At 62.3% G+C, this 13,562-nt stretch carries 16 protein-coding genes; 4 read left to right on the top strand and 12 right to left on the bottom strand.

Translation table 11 applies throughout. The features are described 5' to 3' along the window. Positions 1–108 precede the first annotated feature (108 nt). On the top strand, positions 109–669 hold the full coding sequence (locus tag IEV58_RS07045; RefSeq protein WP_229729224.1) for a cytochrome b: 561 nt from the start codon (positions 109–111) through the stop codon (positions 667–669). A 17-nt stretch (positions 670–686) separates the two neighbouring features. On the opposite strand, the gene IEV58_RS07040 is transcribed toward IEV58_RS07045, so the two are convergent. The 4 genes from IEV58_RS07040 to IEV58_RS07025 all read right to left on the bottom strand — a co-directional run bounded on the left by IEV58_RS07040 (position 687) and on the right by IEV58_RS07025 (position 3,828). Continuing rightward, positions 687–1,523: a class I SAM-dependent methyltransferase gene (locus IEV58_RS07040; protein WP_188408946.1), complete on the bottom strand. Its 837-nt coding sequence runs from the start codon at positions 1,521–1,523 to the stop codon at positions 687–689. Further along, a complete protein-coding gene (locus IEV58_RS07035) occupies positions 1,520–2,569 on the bottom strand; it encodes a glycosyltransferase family 4 protein (RefSeq protein WP_229729223.1) in 1,050 nt (349 codons plus the stop codon). The genes IEV58_RS07040 and IEV58_RS07035 overlap by 4 nt, the downstream gene beginning before the upstream one ends. Further along, the gene (locus IEV58_RS07030) at positions 2,562–2,969 is read right to left on the bottom strand and encodes a 6-pyruvoyl trahydropterin synthase family protein (protein WP_188408944.1); all 408 of its coding nucleotides are present in this window, start codon (positions 2,967–2,969) and stop codon (positions 2,562–2,564) included. The genes IEV58_RS07035 and IEV58_RS07030 overlap by 8 nt, the downstream gene beginning before the upstream one ends. Before the next feature lie 67 nt (positions 2,970–3,036). After that, on the bottom strand, positions 3,037–3,828 hold the full coding sequence (locus tag IEV58_RS07025) for a zinc-dependent alcohol dehydrogenase (RefSeq protein ID WP_229729222.1): 792 nt from the start codon (positions 3,826–3,828) through the stop codon (positions 3,037–3,039). Positions 3,829–4,104: 276 nt separating this feature from the next. Between IEV58_RS07025 and mdoH the strand changes: the two genes are divergently transcribed. Then, the gene (mdoH, locus tag IEV58_RS07020) at positions 4,105–5,928 is read left to right on the top strand and encodes a glucans biosynthesis glucosyltransferase MdoH (RefSeq protein ID WP_188408942.1); all 1,824 of its coding nucleotides are present in this window, start codon (positions 4,105–4,107) and stop codon (positions 5,926–5,928) included. Further along, entirely contained in the window at positions 5,925–6,716 is a 792-nt protein-coding gene (locus IEV58_RS07015; RefSeq protein WP_188408941.1) for an FkbM family methyltransferase, read from the top strand. Before mdoH ends, IEV58_RS07015 begins: the two co-directional genes overlap by 4 nt. On the opposite strand, the gene IEV58_RS07010 is transcribed toward IEV58_RS07015, so the two are convergent. The 5 genes from IEV58_RS07010 to IEV58_RS18470 form a co-directional block, all read right to left on the bottom strand. After that, complete coding sequence (locus IEV58_RS07010; protein WP_188408940.1) at positions 6,669–6,863, bottom strand: PLDc N-terminal domain-containing protein; 195 nt, start codon at positions 6,861–6,863, stop codon at positions 6,669–6,671. The two genes, IEV58_RS07015 and IEV58_RS07010, sit on opposite strands and share 48 nt — an antisense overlap. Positions 6,864–6,958: 95 nt before the next feature. Then, on the bottom strand, positions 6,959–8,020 hold the full coding sequence (locus tag IEV58_RS07005) for a DNA topoisomerase IB (protein WP_188408939.1): 1,062 nt from the start codon (positions 8,018–8,020) through the stop codon (positions 6,959–6,961). Further along, positions 8,020–8,217, bottom strand: a complete 198-nt coding sequence (locus tag IEV58_RS18365; protein WP_188408938.1) for a hypothetical protein — start codon at positions 8,215–8,217, stop codon at positions 8,020–8,022. The genes IEV58_RS07005 and IEV58_RS18365 overlap by 1 nt, the downstream gene beginning before the upstream one ends. Before the next feature lie 150 nt (positions 8,218–8,367). Continuing rightward, positions 8,368–8,934: a type 1 glutamine amidotransferase domain-containing protein gene (locus tag IEV58_RS06995; RefSeq protein ID WP_188408937.1), complete on the bottom strand. Its 567-nt coding sequence runs from the start codon at positions 8,932–8,934 to the stop codon at positions 8,368–8,370. 18 nt (positions 8,935–8,952) lie between these two features. Then, complete coding sequence (locus tag IEV58_RS18470) at positions 8,953–9,267, bottom strand: four-helix bundle copper-binding protein (protein WP_188408936.1); 315 nt, start codon at positions 9,265–9,267, stop codon at positions 8,953–8,955. Between the two features lie 268 nt (positions 9,268–9,535). Between IEV58_RS18470 and IEV58_RS06985 the strand changes: the two genes are divergently transcribed. Beyond that, positions 9,536–10,579: an ATP-binding cassette domain-containing protein gene (locus IEV58_RS06985; protein ID WP_188408935.1), complete on the top strand. Its 1,044-nt coding sequence runs from the start codon at positions 9,536–9,538 to the stop codon at positions 10,577–10,579. Here the strand turns inward: IEV58_RS06985 and pssA are convergent. The 3 genes from pssA to IEV58_RS06970 form a co-directional block, all read right to left on the bottom strand. After that, entirely contained in the window at positions 10,576–11,430 is an 855-nt protein-coding gene (gene pssA, locus IEV58_RS06980) for a CDP-diacylglycerol--serine O-phosphatidyltransferase (protein ID WP_188408934.1), read from the bottom strand. The two genes, IEV58_RS06985 and pssA, sit on opposite strands and share 4 nt — an antisense overlap. Positions 11,431–11,497: 67 nt before the next feature. Beyond that, on the bottom strand, positions 11,498–12,208 hold the full coding sequence (locus IEV58_RS06975; RefSeq protein ID WP_188408933.1) for a phosphatidylserine decarboxylase: 711 nt from the start codon (positions 12,206–12,208) through the stop codon (positions 11,498–11,500). Positions 12,209–12,303: 95 nt separating this feature from the next. Continuing rightward, a complete protein-coding gene (locus tag IEV58_RS06970) occupies positions 12,304–13,491 on the bottom strand; it encodes an MFS transporter (protein WP_188408932.1) in 1,188 nt (395 codons plus the stop codon). Between the last annotated feature and the right edge of the window lie 71 nt (positions 13,492–13,562).

Raw genomic sequence — 13,562 nt, 5'->3', positions numbered from 1 at the left:
TCCCGCCAGATATGGGCTGCTACGCCGCAAATGACAATCGCGAGCCGCCCTCATCTGTTCCCTGACGCTTGCGTGAAGGGGAAAGATTCCGCAGTCTGGAACAATTCCATGATGGAGAACGATATGCGCTCGGCGAGGATGTCTTACCCACCCCTGGCGAAATTGCTGCACTGGCTCGTCGCTGTCCTCGTCATCGTCCTGATCGTTCTTGGCTTGCTGCTCGGCAGCTTTCCTGAAGGCGCGGTGCAGAACACGGCTTACGATCTTCACAAGTCGCTTGGCTTCACCCTGCTCCTGCTGATGATCGCCAGACTGGCCAATCGCCTCATCGCCGGCGTGCCCCCGTCCGAACCAACCATAGAACGCTGGCAGATCGCCGCTTCCCACGCAGTGCACGGGCTACTGTATCTGGCACTCTTTGCGCAGCCCATCATCGGCCTGATCGCCAATTCCGCCTTCGGCGCGCCACTCAATCTGTTCTGGCTGATCGAAGTCCCGCCGCTTATCGATAAGAACGAGGAACTGGCGGATCGCCTCTTCGACCTGCACGAGACCCTGGGCTTCATCATCGCCGGTCTTGCGGCCGTTCACATCGCCGCCGCGCTGTACCATTACTTTATCCGCAAGGACGGTGTGCTGCAGCGGATGGCACCCGAGGGCTGGGCCTAGCACATCGCGTCGTTTGTTCAGCCCGGCAGGCCCAGCACGTCGGTGTGACCGATGCGGGTTTCATCGCCCTGCAACCGGGCCTGGAGCCAATCTTCCACCACCGATCCGTCGATCTCGCCGATCTCGTGTATCGCATTGGCAACGCCGCGGTTCAGTTCGTCAGCCAGTGGACGCGCATCGTCAGTCAAGAGCCATGGGCTGCTCGCGGTCTTGACGTGAAATCCCTGTGCCGAAAGACGGGACGTGAGCCGCTCCGCCGCTTGAGGACCGCTGGCCGGTCCAAAACCCTTGTCACTGCCCTGATGGCGGTTGAAGCACCCCAGGATGTCCTCGTCGGCGGGATGGGCCGGCTCCCAGATGGCTCGGCCATCGTAATTCAGGCTGGCGTAGACGGGTACGCGGGCTGTGACCACGGCCTTGGCAAAACGATCGATCCATTCGGCAGAAACGAGATCGAAAAGCGCCGATGCCGTTACGAGGTCAGGGTGCGGAGCCTCCCAAGGCGTGGGGTCGGCAGCAAGATCCGCTTCGATGAAGCGCACGCGAATAGACCTTCCGGCCTTTTCCAGAAGCAGCGCATCGCCATGGACACCGGCACTGTCGGCCCAAGCCGCCAGTTCATCGCCTGCCGCAGCCAGCAGGTCCGGATCATTATCGATCAAACGCCAGCTCTGCCGCTTCGGCAGAATGTCCTGCAGGGCGCGCAGCGTCGAGCCGGTTCCTGATCCAAGATCGACAATATCGGCATAGTCGCGGCTCGAGAAAAAGCCTTCCAGCACCTGCAGCAGTTCCGGTGCGCGTGCCTTCAGGTCCGCGGGTTCACGTAGGGCAAGCCAGGAGGACGAAAAACTCAAGACAGGGTCTCCAGAACCTTTGAAACGCGTAACGCCGCTTCCTGCCATGTGGGAAGGCCCGATGCATGTGCCCAGGCGGCATCCGCCAGCCGGCGCCGCTCCTTCGGATCGGTCAAAAGGCGCCGCAAGGCAAGCGAAAAGCCCGTCGCATCGCCCGGCCCGACAAGAATGCCGGCGTCAGCGGGCACGGTCTGGGCGGTCGCGCCACCCGCGCAAGCGACGATGGGCAACCCCCGCGCAAGCGCCTCGGTGAATACCATGCCGTATCCCTCAAAATGAGAAGCCAGCACGAAAATGTCAGCCGAGACATATTCGTCGGCGATCTCCTGATCGGAAAGAGCCCCCACCAGAGTGATCCGGCCGCCGAGACCCGCTTCTTCAATCTGCCGCGTGATTTGGTTTGCCGTTTCGGGAGCGCGGTCCGCTGCCCCCGCGATGCGGCACGTCCACGGCAAGTCGCCAGTCTGTCTCAAGGCCTCGACCAGAACATCATAGCCCTTGCGCGGTATGAGAGAGCCAACCGCCAGAAGACGAGGCGGATTTCCGGAGGAACTGCCCGCCGCGCGTGCGCTGCGCTCAACTCCGGGAACCGCCACGGTGATCCTTTCGGAAGCCGCTCCGAAATCGGCCGCCAGAATCTCGGCCGTCGCACGGCTTGTCACGATGATGGCGGCGGCCTGCGTCAGGGCAGCTTTCTCAGTGACGAGAAGCTGCCTGGATCGTTCCACCGTGAGGCCGGTTTCGAGGCCGAGCGGATGGTGCACCAGCGCGGTGAACGTCCGCTCTGCCTCGCGCAGGGCCTCCGCCGGCATGGCGCCGAACGCCAGACCATCCACCAGGATCGGCACCGCTGGCGGAACGTCCGCGAATGTTTTGAGCGTGGCAGCGACACTGGCTTCCGACGGTTCCGGAAAGTCGCCCGGCAAGGCCAGGAGCCTAACATTCCATCCCAACCTCGTCAGTTCCGCGATAATCCTGCGATCATAGGCGTAACCACCCGTCGGCGCATTCAGATCTCCCGGGACTGCAAAGGCGACGTCAGGCACCGGTGATCTCCGCCTCATACCAGGCACGAGCGACATGGCTTTCGTGCAGGGTGACGCGGATTTTCCTCACGTTTTCGGAGCCGGGGCCAAAACCGCCGCCGCGCACCGCTTCCGCCATTTGGTCGAAGATGTAGCGCGACAGGAACTCGGTTGTCGTGACCTGGCCTTTAAGATCCGGCAATTCATCGAGGTTGGCGTAGTTGAGCGGCCCCAGGATCGCCTTCAGTGCCTCGTGCACGCGTGCGATGTCGACTACGACGTTCTCCGGCACCAACCTCTCGGCGAAGAAGGCGACATCGACCACGAAGGTCGCGCCATGGAGCTTCTGCCCCGGGCCGAACAATTCGCCCTTCAGACTGTGAGCAATCATGATGTGGTCACGCACTTCGACGGCGTACATAGGACCTCGCTCGAGCTGGAGAAAAAAGAAGCTGGGGCGGTATGATGAAGATCAGAACGCATTCCCGCTAGTCATAGCGAACAACGGTTGCAATGCCTTCCGCCTCCCGCGCAAGCACGCTGCCCAGGGACGGCGGCAGGTCGGAAAAGGCGATCTCCTGCGAAATGAGCGCGTCAAAACGGTCGTCGATCAGAAGCCGCAAGGCCGCCGACAAGCGCCGCGCGTTGGTCCAGCGCGGACGGCGGGAGGGGGCAACCATGCCGACCTGCGATGAGATGAGCCTTAACCGGCGGGCGTGAAACGGGCCGCCGAGCGGCAGGGATACCTGCCTGTCGCCGTACCAGCTCATTTCAACGATGGTGCCCTCGGTTCCGGCGATGTCGATAGCCTGACAGAGGCCGGCTTCGCTGGCGCTGCAGTGAAAGACCACGTCAGCCTCGTCGGGCGCATCGTTCACCCAATGAAACTCGGCGCCCATGGCGTGCGCCGCCCTGGCGCGATCCGCCACATCCACCACGGTCACCTCGGCGCCGGGCAGGCGCGCGGCGAGCGCGGCCACCAAAAGGCCGACCAGACCTCCGCCGACCACGACAATACGGTCGGCCGGTCCCGCGCCCGAATCCCACAGCGCATTCAGCGCCGTTTCCATATTGGCACCGAGAACCGCGCGGCGCGGGGGCAGCCCTTCCGGCAAGGGCATGAGGCGTTGGATATCAGCAACGAAGCGCTCTTCATGGGGATGAAGCACGAAGACTTTCTGGCCCAAGAGATCATCGGGACCGTCCTCCACCTCTCCCACCACGGCGTAGCCGTACTTCACCGGAAAGGGAAAAACGCCCTCCTGCCCCGAGACCCGCATTCGGCTCCATTCGCTTTCCGGCAACCGCCCTTCGAAGACCAGTCTTTCAGTGCCGCGGCTGATTCCGGAAAAAAGGGTTCGTATCAGTGCGTTGTTCGGCCCTACTTTCGGCAAAGTCGTGCTGCGTAGTTCGGCAGTGTGCGGTGCGACATAAAACAAGGCGCGACTTTGCGCATCCAATTCGGGCATCTCGGGCATATCCATGTTGGAACTGGGCAGTGGGCACTTAGTTAGCGGCCTTAACGCTCAGGACGAGCTTTTTCTTCGGAGCACGGAATGAACGACGACGGTGACCATTTGGTTCTTGATCTTCCCGCACGCCTGGAAGCTGGCAGGCAGGAGGGCGACGCCAAGGCATCCACCTTCTTGCGTCGCCGCATCGTTATGCTGGCATTGATATCCACCAGCTTTGCCGTCCTACTGCTCGGCCTTGTCAAGGTGCTCGGCTTCGCTGGGTGGTCCTTGCTCGATATAGGCCTCCTCATCGCCTTCGCATTGTCCGCCCCATGGACGATCCTTGGGTTCTGGAACGCCGTCATCGGGCTCACTCTCACGCGCCTGACGGCTGATCCGCTTCGGCATGTGGCACCCTATCTTGCGCATGTGCAGGGACAAGCTCCCGTCACGAGCCGAACCGCCATTCTGATGACCCTGCGCAACGAGCCGCCTGCCCGGGCGCTCGAGAGGCTGCGGATCGTCAAAAAGAGCCTCGATGCCACCGGCCAGGGCTCGTATTTCGACTACTTCGTTCTATCCGATACGTCGGACGCGGAGATCGCTGCTGAAGAGGAACATCAATGTTCCCTCCTTGCCGTGGAGTTCGGCCGCGATCGCTTCATCTATCGCAGGCGCAGCATCAACATCGGCTACAAGGCCGGCAACATCCGCGACTTCTGCGAGCGCTGGGGCGGTGCCTACGACTTCATGTTGCCTTTGGATTCCGACAGCCTGATGTCAGGCGACGCGGTCCTGCGCCTGGTGCGGATCTGCGAGACGAATCCCAGGATCGGCATCCTGCAAAGCCTGGTGGTCGGCACACCGGCCCGCAGCGGCTTTGCTCGGATGTTCCAGTTCGGCATGCGGCATGGCATGCGCTCCTACACCATGGGAAGCGCCTGGTGGCAGGGCGATTGCGGGCCCTATTGGGGACACAACGCCCTCATCCGTGTCCGGCCGTTCGCCGATCATTGTGATCTGCCTATCCTTCCCGGCTCGCCTCCCTTGGGTGGCTATGTGCTGAGCCATGACCAGATCGAGGCCGTGCTCATGCGCAGGGCCGGCTATGAGGTCTGGGTGCTGCCGGAGGAAGGCGGCAGCTGGGAGGACAACCCGCCGACGCTCATCGATTTCAACAAGCGGAACCTGCGCTGGTGCCAGGGCAACATGCAGTACTTCAAGCTGCTTGGTCTTCCCGGCCTCAGGCCCACCAGCCGTGTTCAGATCGTTTTGGCGATCCTGATGTATGTTGGTGCCGCCGCATGGATGAGCTTCATCGCACTCGGAGCCGCCAAAGCCTATGAGGTGACGGTCAGCAATGAACCCTTTCCCGTCGAGATCGGCCTCGCCCTCTTCATCGGCATGTATTTCATGAGTCTGGCTCCCAAGTTAGCCGGACTTGCTGATGTTCTGCTGAATGCCCACGAGCGGCAGCGTTATGGCGGGACGCTGCGGATTACCGGGGGCGCGATCGCTGAGTTCGTGTTCGCCATGCTCCTTGCGCCCATCGTGTCCATGAGCGTGGCGCTTTTCATGATCGGCCTCTGCTTTGGCAAGACCGTCGTGTGGGATGCCCAGGACCGGGACGATCACAGCATCCCCTGGTCAAGCGCCTTCTCCGGTCTGTGGCCGCAGACGCTCGCGGGCCTGGCATTGCTGGGCGCCATCGGTTACGCGGCCCCTGCGACCCTGCCCTGGGCCGCGCCGGTGCTGTTGTCGTTCCTGCTCGCGGTGCCCTTTACCGTCGTCTCCTCCAAGCCGGCCTTTGGCACGTGGTGCCAACAGCATGCCGTCTGCGCCATTCCCGAAGAGCTGGCCAGGCCTGTCGAAATCATGGGCCTGAGCCGCATGGCTCCTGAGGTCGCGGCGTCACAAGCGGCATGAGCTTGGCCGATCATCTGAAAGCAGCCCGCGGGATCGCCCGATCCTGCCGCATCTACTACGGCGACCGCGACCGCTCCGCGCGAATGGACGCTCTCTACCGCCGCTTCATTTCACCAGGCGCACTCGTCTTCGACATCGGCTCCCATGTCGGCGACCGCATCGCCTCCTTCCGGCGGCTTGGCGCTCGCGTGATCGCGGTGGAGCCGCAGCCCGCTGCCGCGGCCTTTCTTCGCCTCGCCTATGGATGGCGCCGGAACGTGACGGTGATCCAGGCCGCGATCGGGCGTGCGGAAGGTCTGCTGGACCTGCATATCAATCTGTCGAACCCGACAATCTCGACGGGCTCCGCAGCCTTCATCGCGGCAGCGGGCGAAGCACCCGGCTGGCACGATCAAAAATGGGACAGGCAGCAATCAGTGCCGCTTCTGACGCTTGATAGCCTGATCGCCCGCGAGGGCTGCCCGGGTTTCATCAAGATCGATGTGGAGGGATTTGAAGCGGAAGTGCTGGCTGGGCTGAAAACGCCGGTCCCTGCCCTCTCCTTTGAATTCACCACCATCCAGCGCGATGTCGCGGAAGCCTGCCTTGCCCGGCTGATGGATCTTGGCTCTTATCGTTTCAACGCGGCGCTTGGGGAAAACCACCGGATGGAGTTTGCGGAACCCATTGATGGCGGAGCCATGAGAAATTGGCTCGGCGGGCTGCCCCACCAAGCCAATTCCGGCGACATCTATGCCGTCTTAAATTCGGGCGACCCCGCGGCCGGAGGGGCCGAACAGCGCCCATAGGATCAGGCCCACCAGCGGCATCACGAGGATCACCAGGATCCAGACAATCTTGGCCAAGGTCGATGCCGCAGAACCAAGAATGCGAATGATCGCGTAGATATCAAACGCGAGGATGATCAGGCCTATCAGCCCGACTTCGATACCCATCTCAGGCCTCCGAAAACAGCTACCTTTTCAAGAAGGTCAACGCGCAGAAGCCCGTTTGGTTGCCAATAACGCGCCGGCCTGACGTTCATCACGCGTCACGACGAGTACAGCAGTGACGCCTTGTGCTGGTCCACCAGCACCTTCAGCGCCTTCTCCACCCGGCGGACGCCGGATCGGGCCCTGGCGCTATCATAGGCCTCCTGCAGATCGCCGGAGACGAAGCCGTCGACCACCACGGCATGAACATAACTTTTGCGCACGATCGCCGGCGTGTTCGCAAGGCGCTCCGAAACATCCTTCATCACACTGGCGATCTGGCGGCGCTGCTGGCTCTCGCTCTCGGCAGGATCGATCTTCACCATTTTCTCGGCAGCGGCGGCACAAGCGCCAAGCGCGCGCAGATCCTTGGCCGTCACCGGACGGCCGGCGATCTCGGACAGATAATCATTGATATCCTCAGCCCGAATCACCCCGACCGCTTTTCCCTGGCGGCGGTACTTCAGCAGCCGGCGGCCCGGCAGTTCCATCAAGCGCGCCAAGGCGCGGGCAAGCCGGGGCGATTCCACGCAACATGAGATGTCCTTGCCGCCCTTGCCCCGGAAGCGAAGAGCCACCTGGTTCCGGCCGACCTCGACATGATGCTTCATCAGCGTCGAGACACCGAAGCTCTTGTTGGCCTTGGCATAGCGGTCGCAGCCAATGCGCATGTGGGTGGCATCGAGCAAGGCCACACCGGCGGCGAGAGCCTTCTGCCGGTCCAGCGTTCGCCGGGAGAGGTCCTGGCTCACGCGCCGGCGTATGGCCGGCAGGGAGCGCAACAAAGCGTCAAGTCGCTCAACCTTCATGCTTTCGCGCACACGATCCCACTTGGGATGGTAGCGGTATTGGACCCGGCCAGCCGCATCACGGCCCGTCGCCTGCAGATGTGCCCGTGCATTGGGCGCGAGACGCACATCCTCATAGGCGGGCGGAATGGCAAGCGACTGGAAGCGCTTGATCAACCGTTTGTCCTTCACAGGCTTACCGTCTGCCCGCAGGAAGATGAAACCCTCGCCGGCCTTTCGCCTGGAAAAGGTCAGATCGTCAGGCCCCACGATGATAAGGCCAGCTTCCCGTGCCGCCAGTTCCACCGCATCCGACGTTGAGGTATCGACCATCAATGTTCCCGCAGAGCATAGAGAAGCTGGGCTTTGGTCATTTTCGAGCGGCCGTCGATGTCCAGTTCCACTGCCCGGCGGTAAAGCTGGTCCCGACTCCAATCCTCCAGAGGATGTTTCGCCTTTGCTTTGCCGACACTTGGCCGGTGCTGCTCACGTTCTGATTCACGGGCGGTGCGCCGCTCCAGACTTGCCATCTTCCATGCTCCCGGAACGAGATGTTCTGGTGAAGCGAACGCCGGTTTTGTCAGCGAAGTTCCGCAGACAAGCTTCTGGAATCCTGTTTCGTCACATGCAAAAAGCGCCCCGGTGATCGGAGCGCTTTTGTTCCCGTCAGGAAAAGATTTTTATGCCACCTGGCGCTGAGGATGACGGCCTTCGGCGATCTCCTCGATCAATTTCGCGCAGAACGCGGGCAGATCATTCGGATTGCGGCTGGTGATGATCCCATCATCGACCACCACTTCCTGGTCGACCCATTTCGCCCCCGCATTGATCATGTCGGTCTTGATTGATTTGTAAGAGGTCGCTTCCAGACCTTTGACCACTCCGGCTTCGATGAGCACCCAGGGACCGTGGCAGATCGCGCCGATCGGCTTTTTCGCCTTGTAGATCTGGCGGACAAAGTCCACGATCTCGGCACTCGTGCGCAGGACGTCCGGGTTGATCTGGCCGCCCGGGAGGACGATTGCGTCATAGTCCGAGGCCGAAACCTCCGAAATAACCTTGTCTACGTCGACGCTGTCGCCCCAATCCTTCTCGTTCCAACCCTTGATCTGCCCCTTCTCGAGGGAGACCACTTCGGTGGTCGCATTGGCTTGTTTCAGCGCCTTCAGGGGCTCCAACAGTTCCGACTGCTCGAACCCGTTGGTGGCGAGGATAGCAACTCTCTTTCCCTTTAGATCATGTGCCATTTTTCTATCCTTTTATGGTTATGCCACCGCCCGGCAATCCTGTGCGCAACGGCGGCAGGCCTTGGCGCACTCACGGCAATGGTCGTGGTCGTGCCTTCCGCATTCGTCGGCGCACTCGTCGCAAGCGATGGCGCAAAGACGGCATGTTTCCTTGATCAGACGCGATTCAGTCGGCAGGACTTTGAGGCAGTTTGCGCACATCTCGATGCAGTCGCGGCAATTGCGGATGCAGGCCGCCATACCTTCCATTCCCGCGCAGGCATCCAAGCATCGGGCGCAGGCCGTCAGGCATTCGAAGCAGGATTGCAGACAAGCCTCACGTTCGCTGGTCATTTGATGCATATTCTCAGCCTCTCCCGTTTCGGCGTCTGCTTGATGTGCTCTGTTCTCGTGGTGCCAACGCGGCACGCCAAACGTTGTTCCGGAGACGACGCACTGAAGAGGTGGGATAAATTTTGTCTTGACGCGTTCGGCATATCGAACATATTTCCCACTATCCGGACACACGCCGGATCGCGGTGATTTGATCCTTCAGCTTGCGCCGCGTCACCAAACGCTAAAGCGTCACGGCAGCGTCGTGACCGACGATTGGAGAGCCGTGATGAACGCCCTCACCGACCCTCTAGCCGCCCTGAACGTATCGCCGGCGATCTCATTCAGCGGTGTTTCGAAGCAGTATCTACCATCCGGTGGCGGCCATGCCGTAGCTGCGCTGAAGGACATAGACCTTCAGATCCGCACCGGGGCGATCCTTGGCATCGCGGGCGCTTCGGGGGCTGGCAAGACCACTTTCCTTGATCTCATCACCGCGCGAACCCTTCCGACGAGCGGCAACATTGCGGTCGGAGCGAGCAAGGCTTCCTTTGTTCCGCAGACAATCGATCTGCGCGCGGCACGGACGGTCCTTGAGAACATCCTGCTTCCGCTCGACAATCACAACCTGCCGCAGTGGCAGGGCACTTCCAGGGCCCGCAATCTCCTCGAACGTCTTGGGCTTACCGATATTGAAACGCGCTTTCCGCGCGAGCTTTCCGCCGGCGAACGTCAAAAGGTGGCCATCGTCAGGGCGCTCGTAACCGAACCTGATCTTCTGTTGCTGGACGAGCCCTTTTCGGTGCTGGATCAGGAAAGCACAGCCGAGGTCGTCACCCTGCTCGACGAGATCAATCGCTCCAACGGCACGACCATCGCGGTGGCCAGCCGCAGCCCGGCTACGCTCAAGGATCTCGCGCATGATCTCGTCGTGCTCGAGCGCGGCCGGATCGCCGAACAGGGCCCCGCCTTCGATGTGCTGACGCAGCCTTCCTCGGAGGCAACCCGGGCACTGGTCGGTTCGGCCTTTTCCGCAAGCCTGCCGGACTTCCTGCGCACGAGACTGACAGCAGAGCCCTGCCGCAATGGGCAGGCTATCGTGCGGCTGACCTTTGTGGGCGAAGCCGCCACCACACCTGTCATCACGCGCCTTGCCCGGGACCTCGGGCTGGATGCCAATATCCTGTTAGGATCGGCAGAAACCGTGCGGGGGCGGCTTTACGGTGTGCTGATCGTCGGCGTGGCGTCGGGGGAGCCCTATCTCACCGCCGCGCTGGACCACTTTGCCGAGGCGGGCTTGCGCACCGATGTCATCGGCTATCTCGAAGGCTAGAACTGCTCACCCTCTGGGACAGGCGCAGGCTCAGGCTCGGAACCGGCGGCCTCACGCGCATCATGAGCTGCCTTCAGCCGATGGTAACGCATATAGGCGAAGGGAATGAGCATGAGATACCCGATGGTCACGAGGGACATGACCTCCCACGGGTAACTGACCAGAAGGCCAACCGCGATGATGGCGCCCACGAACAATGGAGCCACCCATTCTCGCGCGATGCTTTGGCTCGCCTTCTTGCCGGAGTAGGTCGGTATCCGGCTCACCATGAGAAGGCCGACAGCCAGGCAGAAGACGATGGCAAAGGCGGCGCCAAAGGGCGGCGACGGCAGGCCGAGCTGCGCCAGATAAACAGGCAGAAGCACAACCAGAGCACCGGCGGGCGCCGGAACACCAACGAAATAATCCTGCGCGAAGGCCGGGCTCTCCGGCCCGTCGAGCGCCGCATTGAAGCGCGCCAGGCGCAGCGCCGCGGAGAGCGCGAAGGCAAGTGCGGCGAGCCAGCCGATGGACCGCGCATCACCAAGTACCCAGACATAGAGCAGCAGGGCCGGCGCGACGCCGAAATTGACGAAATCAGCGAGGCTATCGAGATGGGCGCCGAAGCGGGAGGTTGCCTTGAGCGCGCGCGCCAACCGGCCGTCGATGCCGTCGAGCGCGGCGGCAACGACGATGGCATAGATCGCAAGTTCGATGCGGCCCTCGATCGCCATTCGGATGGCGGTCAGACCGATGCAGAGGGCAAGCAGGGTGATCAGGTTCGGGATCAGGATGCGGACCGGCACCGGACGAAAACGCCTCACCCGGGGCGTTGCCGGATCGGGATCAAAGGGCGAGAACAGCCATCGCATCAAAAACACCTCATGCACGCGAGGTTAAGACCATAGCGCCCGCAAGGGCTTAGTCCACCCCTGCTCCTCAGTCGTTACGCCAGGTGGTGGATGGGCTGCCGTCGCCGAGATCAGCGATGATGGTCTCTCCGCCGAAGGCCAGCTGACCGAGACCAACGCGCGGAGTGGTGCCTTCCGGCAGGTAGAGGTCGACCCGGCTGCCGAAGCGGATCAGACCGAAGCGCTCGCCCGTCGCGATCTGGCTGCCCTCGATGGAAAAGCAGAGAATGCGCCGCGCGACGAGACCCGCGATCTGCACGACACCGATCATTCCGTAGGGTGTCTCGATCGCCAGGCCGTTGCGCTCATTGTCCTCGCTGGCCTTGTCCATATCCGCATTCAGGAATTTGCCAGGCCGATAGGCGATCCGGGCGATCCGGCCTGCGATGGGGCTGCGATTGATGTGGACGTTGAAGACGGACAGGAAGATCGCCACGCGCGGCAAGGGAGCCGTGCCGAGGCCGAGTTCCACCGGCGGCACCGCACGATCCACCAGCACGACCTTCCCATCGGCCGGAGAGACCACCAGCCCCGCCCGCATGGGCACGATGCGCTTGGGATCGCGGAAGAAGAAGGCGACCCAGCAGGTGATGATCAGGCCGATCCAGAACAGGGTCGTCGAGAACAGCGCGAAGGCCAGGGTGATCGCCGCGGCGATGCCGATGAACATGCGGCCTTCGCGGTGGATCGGGAACATGGCTCCCTTGATGGATCCCATGACGTCATCGATGGTCGACATATGCTCTCGCTCGCTGGTTGCTGCCCGACGCTGATAACCCGGACATCGCGGAAAGGGAACATCTGTCGCGGGATTGTGCCGCGGGGGACGAAGGTTCAGGCGGTGACCCTTGCCGCCCGACCCCGCGTGTCGAGCATGGCAACGCACCAGATCGCGAAGCCGCCGAGCGCAAGACCCGCTCCGACCCAGCCGGTGGAATGAAGCCCCCAACCCGCGGCGATGGCGAGCCCTCCCAGCCAGGGGCCCAGGGCATTGGCCACGTTGAAGGCGCTGTGGTTGAGGGCCGCGACCAGGGTCTGGGATTCGCCGGCGACGTCCATCAGGCGCGTCTGCACCACGGTCGACAGGCCTCCGCCGCATCCGATCACGAAAACCACGGGCGCCATTAGCCAGAGGTTTCCCACAGTCTCAGGATAGATCATCAAAGCCGCGGCGTTGACGAGCAAAATGGCGGCCATGGTCGGCATGAGCGCACGATCGGCCGCCCAGGCACAGATGATGGTGCCAACGGTCATGCCAAGGCCGAAGACGCCAAGAAGCAACGGCACGAAGATGGGTGCGGCGCGTGTCACCTCCAGGATCGTGGAAGCGAGATAGGTGTAGACGCAGAAGAGACCACCGAAGCCGATGGCGCCAATCCCAAGCAGCAGCCAGACCTGCCGATTGGCAAGGCCGCTGATTTCCTTGATGCGGCTGGCACCCGGGGGCGCCGCCTGTATCGGGGCAAGGACATGAACAAGCACGGCCGTCGTGGTGGCGAGCGCGGCGACGATGACAAAGCCCCAGCGCCAGCCGAAATTCTGCCCGATCGCGCTTGCCAATGGCACACCGATGATGGTGGCCACCGTCAGCCCGAGGATGACGCGGGAGATGGCTTGTGCCCTTCGGTTCGATGGCACGAGGGAAGCTGCAAGAAGCATGGCGACGCCGAAATAGGCGCCATGAGGCAGACCGCTGAGAAAACGGAAGACGAGCATCCATTCATAGGTCGGTGCTAGGGCGCTGAAGCCGTTTGCCACGGCGAAGAAGCCCATCAGCCAGACCAGGAGCGTTCGGCGCGGCATCCGCGCGCCCAACACCGCGATGAGAGGGGCCCCGAGACAGACACCGAGAGCATAGATGCTGATCACGTTGCCGGCCGTGGGCTCGTCGAGGCCGAGGTCCGTCGCGAAATAGGGAAGCAGCCCCATGGCGGCGAACTCGGTGGTGCCGATGGCAAAACCGCCTGTCGCCAGCGCCAGAAGGATCAGCACCGGGTGATGAACGCGCTCAAACGTGGTCATGCGGGGGCTTTCGTGCAGTCAGTTCACCGAGGTGCCGGGCTTGCTTGTATGGACGCATTACCTCTTTCGCA

It is taken from the genome of Agaricicola taiwanensis (genome assembly GCF_014635245.1).
Taxonomy (GTDB): Bacteria; Pseudomonadota; Alphaproteobacteria; order Rhizobiales; family Methylopilaceae; genus Agaricicola; species Agaricicola taiwanensis.
This window is presented reverse-complemented; position numbering and strand designations above follow the sequence as displayed.